Origin of the sequence: Azonexus caeni (genome assembly GCF_048146105.1) — a bacterium.
Classification (GTDB): domain Bacteria; phylum Pseudomonadota; class Gammaproteobacteria; order Burkholderiales; family Rhodocyclaceae; genus Azonexus; species Azonexus aromaticus_B.
On record NZ_JBKJAD010000042.1, the window covers coordinates 1 to 8,401 of the forward strand.

Here is an 8,401-nt window from a genome sequence, read left to right on the forward strand (position 1 = left end):
CAAAAGGAGAGAGTAGACGTGATTTCCAATGGGTTCACAAGATGCTTGCATAAGGTGTTGAAGGTTAACGACTATCTGCTATCGGTCATGTCATTCGGGAATATGCGGTTCGAGTGCGGAAGCCCTGTCGCATCTGCTGTGCTGGCAGAACAAGGCTATAAAAAAGGTGAGGTTCAAATCGAAGGTATTCGCAACGATACTTTTGAACAAGCTTCATCAGGAACAACTGCAGCCAGGGGACATGTTCGAGGACTCAGAGATTTTGTTCGTGGACTGCATGTAACAGCAAAGACAAAAGAGGCTCAGAAGATGCTCACTGCAATTACGGCTGAAATTGACCGCATTCATCCTGCACCAGAAAAAAATGCTTAAAGACAAAATTCGCATTTATTGGGCATACACCGTCGAGCTAGTAGCCACCTCAACCATCCTTGTTGCACTCAGCCTGTGGTTCGATTGTTCTGTCGTAATCAGCTTTGTTCGGGAAGTAGCATTGGACCTTGCAACCTTATTTTGCGCAGTCATGCTAGCCGCATCATTAGGTTTCCTTTGGACCTTTTACTCTAAATCGGATACCGATTTTTACCGCTGGCTTGATACACGAGGGGCATTTCGGGTCTATTTGTCTGCTACAGCATATTCAGTTGGAGTAAGCGTTATCTCAACACTTACCCTAGTTATGCTAAGAAAAATTACTGATCAAACCTTCGCACTTTTCAGCACATTCATGCTAATTCTTGCTGTCATTAACTTGATCACACTTGTTCGGAATGTTATTGACCTAATGCTCCTAAACGCGAAGTTCAATCAAAAACGCTCTGACACATAAGATCTAAAGCGTCGGAAATAGGGGCCGGGCAAAAATTATCCGCGGCAATCCCAGACCCGCTCGTGAATTGATGCCGCTGGCGCCGGTGGCTTCGATCCAGCGTTTGGCCGTGAGCACGAAACTGTTCAAGCCGGCCTGGTTTCTAATCCCATCGAATTCGATGGGATAGAAATCCGGATTGTTGAACTGTTCCCAGATGCCGATGAAATTTCGCGTTTTTTGGTAGTCGATCGCGGGATTTCCACTTCACCCCCGCTTCACAATTCCTCTCCCCCACTTCGCCCTGACCTCACCCACCCCGTCCAGACTGGCTCCGTTATTCACTCAGGGAGCCATTCATGGATAGGAAACTGTTTTACAAGATCGCCGCCATCGTCGGCATGTCGATCCTGCTGCTGGTGCCGCTGTCGCTGATCGAGGGGCAGATTCGCGAGCGTAGCCAGCGCCAGCAGGAGGTGCAACGGAATATTGCCAACAGTGCGGCCGGCGAGCAGACGCTGGTCGGGCCGGTGATCCTGCTCGAATTCCGCGAGCGGGTGCAGGAGCCGGTGCGCGATCCGGACAGCGGCAAGATCACCGGCACGGTGTCGCGCATCGAGACGCAGCGCCAGTTGATCTCCGCCGAAAGCCTGAACATCGACGGCACGGCGCGGGTGGAGAACCGCCATCGCGGCATTTACCAGGCGCGGCTGTTCCATCTCGATCTGAGCAATCAAGCGAAGCTGGTGATCGAGCCGTTCACCGCCAGCGCGCCGGAGCGCACGCTGTTGGATGCCGAGGCGACGCTGGTGCTCGGTGTGGCCGATCCGCGCGGGGTCGATGTCGATCCCGAGGTGACGATCAATGGCCAGCCCTTCCGTTTCATCACGCCGGGCAACCGGCTGGAAACCGGTGAAGCGCTGAAGATGCCGCAACTGATTGTGCCGCTGGGGCGCATCGACCCGAGCAAGACGAGCGCTTTCGACGTCAGTTTCCCGCTGCAACTGACCGGCACCAGCCGCCTGGCGATTGCGCCAAGCGCCGACAGCAACCGGATTCACCTGAAGTCGGACTGGCCGCATCCCAATTTCGGCGGCCGCTTCCTGCCGCGCGAGCGCAGCGTCGGCGCCGACGGCTTTGACGCGCAATGGGCGATTTCCCACCTCGCCCGCGATTTCGACCGCGCGCTGGACCCGAACTCGGGCGAAGCGCTGTCCATCGACTTTGTCGATCCGGTGAATGTCTACCTGCAATCGGAGCGGGCGGTGAAGTACGGCATCCTGTTCATCGTCCTCACCTTTGCCGGCTTCTTCCTGATCGAAATCCTGCGCCGCGCGCCGATCCACCCGATGCAGTATCTGCTGGTCGGGCTGGCGCTGGCGATCTTCTTCCTGCTCCTCATCGCGCTCTCCGAACACCTGTCGTTCGCGCTGGCTTACGGGCTTTCCTCGCTCGCCTGCATCGCGCTGATCGGCTTCTACCTGGCTGGCGCGCTGGGCGGCGTGCGGCGCGGGCTGGCCTTTGCCGGCGGCCTCACCGGCTTGTACGGGGTGCTGTTCGGCGTGCTGCGCTCGGAAGACAACGCGCTGCTGATGGGCGCCATGCTGCTCTTCGCCGCGCTGGGCACGACCATGCTCGCCACCCGCCACGTCAATTGGCATCGTCTGAGCAGCAACCCGGACGAAGCATGAACGCGGCCGCCCTGTCGCCCGCCGGGGCGGCCTGCGGGCGGCCGGCTGGGCGCTCCTCGGCCTTGCCATCGGAATACCGGCCGGGATTGAACTTTGCGGCCCGGCATGGTCCAAGCACAGCGCGCAACACCTTTTGTCACACCTTGATGGCTCGGGAGGTCAGTATGCCGAAATGGATCTACTTACTTGGTGCTTCTTTGTTCAGCGCCATTTTCGGTGAAGCAGTCTTTTTTGCGATCATCGATCCGCAACAGCTCTACTTGTTTGGCGAACCGGTGTCCTGGCAACCGGTTGCGGTCTATTCGGCCGGGTTCTTCATGTTCTGGGGTTTGACTTTCTTCAACGCGGCCCTGGTTACCTGGTTGCAAAAACCGGGCGACGAGGTCAATCGTGAGCCGCAAGAACAAGCACACCGTCTCGAGCAAAGAAACCGCCTGAAATCCACCTAGCGAACTGGCTACAGCCCGCCCTTGCCCCGATTTGCACTTCGTTTGGTGCAGGTCTTCGCTCGGCGGTGTGGACAAAAAACTCCTGCGTCACAGCAACGGTTGAGCGCAGGATTTTGTCATTGACGCTCACCCTGGCGTTGGGCGGTCTCGGCGTCAATCTCAACTTCGGCCCGGTGGTCGACCTGCGTCCGGTCAACCGGCCAAGCCGGCGATATTTTCAGCGACATCCCGGCGCGCGCCATCGGCAGCGATCCGGAAGGCGTTGCCGAAGTCGCCGCCGGCCACCTCGACAGCCTCGCCACCAGCGGCGTACGCGGCACACTGAAGCATTTTCCCGGTTTGGGGCGGGGCGACCGCGACACCCACCTGCACCCGGCCCGACTGAGCGATACGCCGGCCGAACTCGCCACCGACTGGCTAGCCTTCCGCAGCCTCGCCGGCCACGCCGGCAGCGCAACAACTGGGGCTACGACGGCATACAGGTCACCGACGACCTCAACATGGGCGCGGTCTACGACCTCGGCATCGGCAAAGTAGCCAGCGAGGCACTGGCCGCCGGCGTCGACCTGGTCCTGGTCAGCTACGACCCGCGCCAGGTTTACCGGGCGGTTTACGGCGCTGCAGCGGCGTTGACCGATGGCCGGCTGACGGCAGAAAACCTGGTGGCGAGCAGGCAACGGCTGAATGAATTCCTCATCGGGATCACTCAACGCCAATGACATTCTTCTGGGCTGTGCCACGTGTCCGTGTCAAAATCCTCGGCTGACGCAGGTTCAGCAGCATCGCAAACCATCTGCCTAACGATCACCGAGCAAACCCATGCACAACTTCGCCAGCATCTTCAACGATGCGAACATCCGTAGCAGGCTCACTCAGTTTTCCGTGGCTCATCTCGAACGCTTCGAAACCAGCCCGTTCGACATGAAGCGGCGGCACTTGCCTGCTTGAAGCCCGTCGAGGAGAAACCGCCCCCATGAGCGCCCCGTTGCCGAACCGCAAACCTTCCGCCAACGCTGGGGCCGCTTATTCACCCCGGCGAGCGGTTCGGCAAACGCAAACCGCCAGAAATGCGCTCCCTATCGGCCAGCTTCGGGCAATTCTGCTGTGGGTCAGGCAACGATTCAGCGAGCATTTCGCCGGTTCCTTGATTGCCCTCGCCTTCGCGCTGGGTGGGCTGTTGATGTTGGTGTATTTCTATCGCATCCAATACCTTCCAAACATCAGCCTTGAATCGGCCACTGGAACATTGCTGGGCCTCGCTATGGCGGGAACGCTAACGCTGGGGTCGCTGGCTTTCCTTTTAGGCTTACCTGGCGCTGCGCTACAGCTTTGCTTACGTTACCGGGTCATCAATCCGGGAGCAGAAAAACTCGACAAGAAAGAAACAAACTCAGCCAGACAAAACTTCAGAGGCAATGCACGCGTTAGCTTTTTACTTCATGTCTATGTCGCCGAATTTCTCGCCTTGCTTACAATTCTCGGGCCCGCTTATCTAAATCTGACGCACACCATCTTTGGCTGGTCCTTGGTCGCGACCACTTGGGCAATTAGCTGCATCTTTCTTGTAGGCGTCGCGCTTCTCGTCATACGTTATGAAAAAGGTGGCCCGGTTGAACGACTGGCCAGGGTGCGCTACCGGAAAGTCAGAGGTCATACCCACGGGCTTTGGATTCTTGGCTTCCTGACCCTCTTGCTGATCTGTATCAGTACCTTCCTGTTTCAACTGTTTCCGCTCTTCCAGCGGGGAAGTGACTTCGACAGCCTTCTCAACTACTGGCTTGTCATTTCCATTAGCTGCGGCGTTGGCATTATCGCTATCCACAACTGGAAATCGACACTTTTTTTCGGCGTCTTGCCACTTATCCTGTTTCTGTTCGCACTTGATGGTTTTGGCACCATGTCGGAGAGCGTCATACGCACACTTAAACTCGGCGCTCTGGAAAACACCACGATGCTGGTTACACCAACCGGATGCCAAAGCATCGCCGCGCATATGACGACATCCCTGTGTGCCAAGCAAAAACTGCTGCCTCCCGATGCAACCTGCCGCATCCATGGCCTGACGATTCTTTCACGTATTGGCGAAGAGCAGTTGCTGGCTTTCAAAGACGAATCGTCGGAAACACGTTTGACCTTGCGCAGCAGCGAAGTGATCAGCATGGCCTACCCGGAAAAACGCGCTGGCAACTCCGCCACGAGCAAGGCGCAGAAGCCCTGCGTTACGATTGAACCCACCGCCCCGCCGCCTTCTTCGGAGAAATGAGCATGGCCAAAATGAACCTGCGCCAGACCATAGCCGACCTTCTCAAGGCGCACCCGAACGAGCGCTTCACCGCCCGCCAGATTGCCGAGTGGATATTTGCCAACCAACGCGAAGCTTGCGAGGAAAAGCGCAAGAACAGCCAGCAGGACTTGAGCGACGATGCGGCCTTTCTCTGGCAACTGGTGGCGGAGATCGGCTCGAATCGGCCGGTGATCCAGAAGCGCTGGCCGCAGATTCGGACGACCGAAGGACGCCCGCGCCAGTATTACTGGACTGCGGCGAGTGAGGCGGCGGAAGTGGCGGAGGTGGAAAAGCAGGCCCAGGCCAACAAGCCCGGCAAACTGAGCGAACACGATCTTTACCCGTTGTTGTGCCGTTACCTGCATGGCGATCTGAAGCTTTACCCCAAACGCATCGACGAGAAACGCGCCACCAACCGCCACGGCCCCAACGGCAACAAGTGGCTTTTCCCCGATCTGGTCGCCCTGGAAAACCTGGGCGAAGACTGGGACCAGGAAATCCGCGCCTGCGTACAGCAAGCCGGTGCACAACGGGCACGCCTCTGGTCGTTCGAGGTCAAGTTGCTGATCAATCGCGCCAATGTCCGCGAAACCTGGTTTCAGGCGGTGTCCAATTCATCCTGGGCGAACCTGGGCTATCTCGTTGCTGCCGACATCCAGGAAAGCGCGATGAAGGAGCTTCGCCTGCTCGGCGCGTCTTACGGCATTGGCTTGATCCGCCTGGACACCGGCGCCCCCAGCGAAAGCGAAATCCTGATCCCGGCACGGGAACGCAGCGAAATCGACTGGGACGCCTGCAACCGTCTGGCCGTGGAAAACAGCGACTTTCGCGAGTTCGTCAGTTGGGTCCGCCAGTTCCACCAGACCGACAGTGCTCAGGTCGGCAAGTGGGACATCCCCGAGGCAGTTGATTTTTAAGCCTTTTACGCAAGACAAGGGAAATGCCTGGCGCACCATGAAAAAAGCCGGACTTTCGTCCGGCTTTGCTGGGGTGGCCTTGGTTGACTTACGGGGTAACCGACTTCAGGCAATACGTCGTCAAGTCGAGCGCAGGAAGCAGCCTGTTGGGCAAGCCCTTGATGTAATCCACCAGGGGCACGTAATAGAGAATATAGGTGTTCTCGAAAACGGTGGGATCCGCATCTCTCACGCTCTTGAAAGTCAGGTAGTTGTCTTTGCCCTGGGCGGTGAAGGAGTTGGTGGCAACGGTGTACACGGTGTCGTTGGCAATGGCTGACCAGGTGCCGGTATTCCGGTCCTGAACTTCCACATTCTTGATCACTTCGTATTCGCCGCCGCTGAGGAAGACATCGTAGCGAAGCCCCGCCGCGGCCGGGAAGGCGCCGGTGGAACCCGAGTGCAGCGAGTAGTAGGCGCCTTCGTTGAGCACCTTGACGATGTCCGAGCCTTTCATGTTGATCATGACGATGGTGTTGGAGAAAGGCAGAACCTCGATCACCTGCGCCATGGTAATCGGGCCGGCGAGCAGGTTGGCTCTTACCCCGCCGACGTTCTGGATGGCGACATCGATCGCCGGATTGGTTTTCCTGAAGGCTTCGGCAACGACCTGTCCGGCGTAACTTCCGGTTGGGGTCTGACCGGCGGCAAACGGGGTGGGGATTCGGGTGTTGGCCATCGTTTCCGTAATGCTGCCGACCACTTCGTTCTTCGCTTCCTCCAGTTTCACCCGGTAAGGTGCAAGGAGTGCATCAATCGTGGAATTCAGGCCGGCCACGGTCAGGATGGGAGAAGTATTGATGGCGGCCATGATCTGGGCTTTTACATCCTCGGCCACCTGGACGAATGTCCCCGAGCCGTTCTTGCGCTGGAAGGTGTCGCCGACGGGAATGATGATGTTGCCGTCGGCGTTCTTCACCTTACCCTCGGCATCGAAGTCGACATTCAGCACGCCTAGCGCGTAGGCATAGTTCCACGCGGTTACCACGTAAACCGGGTCACCGCTGGGGCCGGTGACCGTGGTCGGGTATTTCCCCAGACCATCCATTTTTGCGATCTCATCGTGGCTGTAACCGGCAAACGGACCGGTCTGGTCGTTGGCATAGATGGGGGCCAGGCCGATCTGGGCGAGTTCCGCGGTATCACTAAGAAGGGAGTGGGTATCGCCGCCGACGATGACATCGAGACCGGGCACTTGCTGGGCGAACAGGATGTCGTTGTAGTAACCGACGTGGCTGACCAGAACGATCTTGTTGACGCCTTTGGCTTCAAGCTCGGCCACCATTTTCTTGGCGGTCTCGATTTCATCGGCGAAAGTGACATCGTCGGAAACCAGCGAAGAGTTCTTGGTCTTTTCGACTTTGAGAATTCCGATAATGCCGACTTTCTCGCCGTCAATTTCCTTGATGACGTAGGGCTTTATCTTGTCCTTGACCGCATAGAGGGGACTAGCCGGCTCCGGCGACATATTCGAAGACAATATGGGGAAATTGGCCATCTCAATGAGTTCGGCGAGCCTGGCATCGCCTTCGTCAAACTCGTGGTTGCCGAGGGTGTAACCGTCGAGTTTGAGTTCGTTGAATAATTTGAAATCCGGCTCGCCCTTGAAAAGCGAAAAATAGAGCGTGCCGTTAAGCTCGCCGCTATTGACCACGATGCTGTGATCGTCTCTTTCCTGTTCGATAATCGTCGAAAGCCTGGCGAAGCCGCCCATGTCGACCCGCGTCGCAACGTTGTCGATCATGAGATCGTAGCTGCTGCTGTCGAGATACGAGTGGTGATCGTTGGTGTGGATGATCTTGACCGACACCGCCTTGGGCTTTTTGTTGCTGTCACCGTCGTCAATGCAGCCGGAGAGTACGGCCACACTGCCGGCGAGAAATATGGCGGAGAGAATCGGTTTCAATGAAAATAAACGCATGATACTAACCCCGGTTAATGTTTATTAATTCATGATGCAGCGATATTGGCAATATAAATTGCCAATATCGCCGCCGCGAATCATTTAATCTCTGAGAAAAGCCGGCGCAATGAACTCGAATTGCAGTTCTCTTTAGCCAGGAAGCTGAAATGCTGCGTCCCGGACTCCCGAGTTCGACAGTTCGAGCCCAAAAAAGGCCATTTTCGAGAAGTTGCCCACGCAGCCATGCGGGTTTCAAGGCGATTTTCCAAAAAAGTCGTGTAGTGGCACGTCGCTGGTTTTTTTGGCTATA

Annotated in this window: 8 protein-coding genes and 1 pseudogene; 8 read left to right on the forward strand and 1 reads right to left on the reverse strand. The window is 57.1% G+C overall.

Annotated features, from left to right (window positions below):
* From ACLIIZ_RS20790 to ACLIIZ_RS20825, 8 genes and pseudogenes are all read left to right on the forward strand, one after another.
* The coding region (locus tag ACLIIZ_RS20790) for a hypothetical protein (RefSeq protein WP_416695567.1) at positions 1-372 on the forward strand (372 nt) is incomplete at its 5' end.
* A 795-nt stretch (positions 373-1,167) separates the two neighbouring features.
* A complete protein-coding gene (gene creD, locus ACLIIZ_RS20795; protein ID WP_416695569.1) occupies positions 1,168-2,499 on the forward strand; it encodes a cell envelope integrity protein CreD in 1,332 nt (443 codons plus the stop codon).
* On the forward strand, positions 2,496-2,948 hold the full coding sequence (locus ACLIIZ_RS20800) for a hypothetical protein (RefSeq protein WP_416695571.1): 453 nt from the start codon (positions 2,496-2,498) through the stop codon (positions 2,946-2,948). Before creD ends, ACLIIZ_RS20800 begins: the two co-directional genes overlap by 4 nt.
* A 240-nt stretch (positions 2,949-3,188) precedes the next feature.
* Positions 3,189-3,320: pseudogene (locus ACLIIZ_RS20805) on the forward strand (hypothetical protein); the annotation flags it as partial.
* 41 nt (positions 3,321-3,361) lie between these two features.
* Entirely contained in the window at positions 3,362-3,667 is a 306-nt protein-coding gene (locus tag ACLIIZ_RS20810; RefSeq protein WP_416695581.1) for a glycoside hydrolase family 3 N-terminal domain-containing protein, read from the forward strand.
* 100 nt (positions 3,668-3,767) lie between these two features.
* Positions 3,768-3,896, forward strand: coding sequence for a hypothetical protein (locus ACLIIZ_RS20815; protein ID WP_416695573.1), 129 nt, complete (start codon positions 3,768-3,770; stop codon positions 3,894-3,896).
* A 25-nt stretch (positions 3,897-3,921) separates the two neighbouring features.
* Entirely contained in the window at positions 3,922-5,211 is a 1,290-nt protein-coding gene (locus ACLIIZ_RS20820) for a hypothetical protein (RefSeq protein WP_416695575.1), read from the forward strand.
* A 2-nt stretch (positions 5,212-5,213) separates the two neighbouring features.
* A complete protein-coding gene (locus ACLIIZ_RS20825) occupies positions 5,214-6,149 on the forward strand; it encodes a COG2958 family protein (RefSeq protein ID WP_416695577.1) in 936 nt (311 codons plus the stop codon).
* Positions 6,150-6,237: 88 nt separating this feature from the next.
* On the opposite strand, the gene ACLIIZ_RS20830 is transcribed toward ACLIIZ_RS20825, so the two are convergent.
* On the reverse strand, positions 6,238-8,109 hold the full coding sequence (locus tag ACLIIZ_RS20830) for a 5'-nucleotidase C-terminal domain-containing protein (RefSeq protein WP_416695579.1): 1,872 nt from the start codon (positions 8,107-8,109) through the stop codon (positions 6,238-6,240).
* Between the last annotated feature and the right edge of the window lie 292 nt (positions 8,110-8,401).

Coding starts and splice junctions, on each gene's coding strand:
- creD (WP_416695569.1), top strand. CDS start 1,168: ATGGATAGGAAACTGTTTTACAAGATCGCCGCCATCGTCGGCATGTCG.
- ACLIIZ_RS20800 (WP_416695571.1), top strand. CDS start 2,496: ATGAACGCGGCCGCCCTGTCGCCCGCCGGGGCGGCCTGCGGGCGGCCG.
- ACLIIZ_RS20815 (WP_416695573.1), top strand. CDS start 3,768: ATGCACAACTTCGCCAGCATCTTCAACGATGCGAACATCCGTAGCAGG.
- ACLIIZ_RS20820 (WP_416695575.1), top strand. CDS start 3,922: ATGAGCGCCCCGTTGCCGAACCGCAAACCTTCCGCCAACGCTGGGGCC.
- ACLIIZ_RS20825 (WP_416695577.1), top strand. CDS start 5,214: ATGGCCAAAATGAACCTGCGCCAGACCATAGCCGACCTTCTCAAGGCG.
- ACLIIZ_RS20830 (WP_416695579.1), bottom strand. CDS start 8,109: ATGCGTTTATTTTCATTGAAACCGATTCTCTCCGCCATATTTCTCGCC.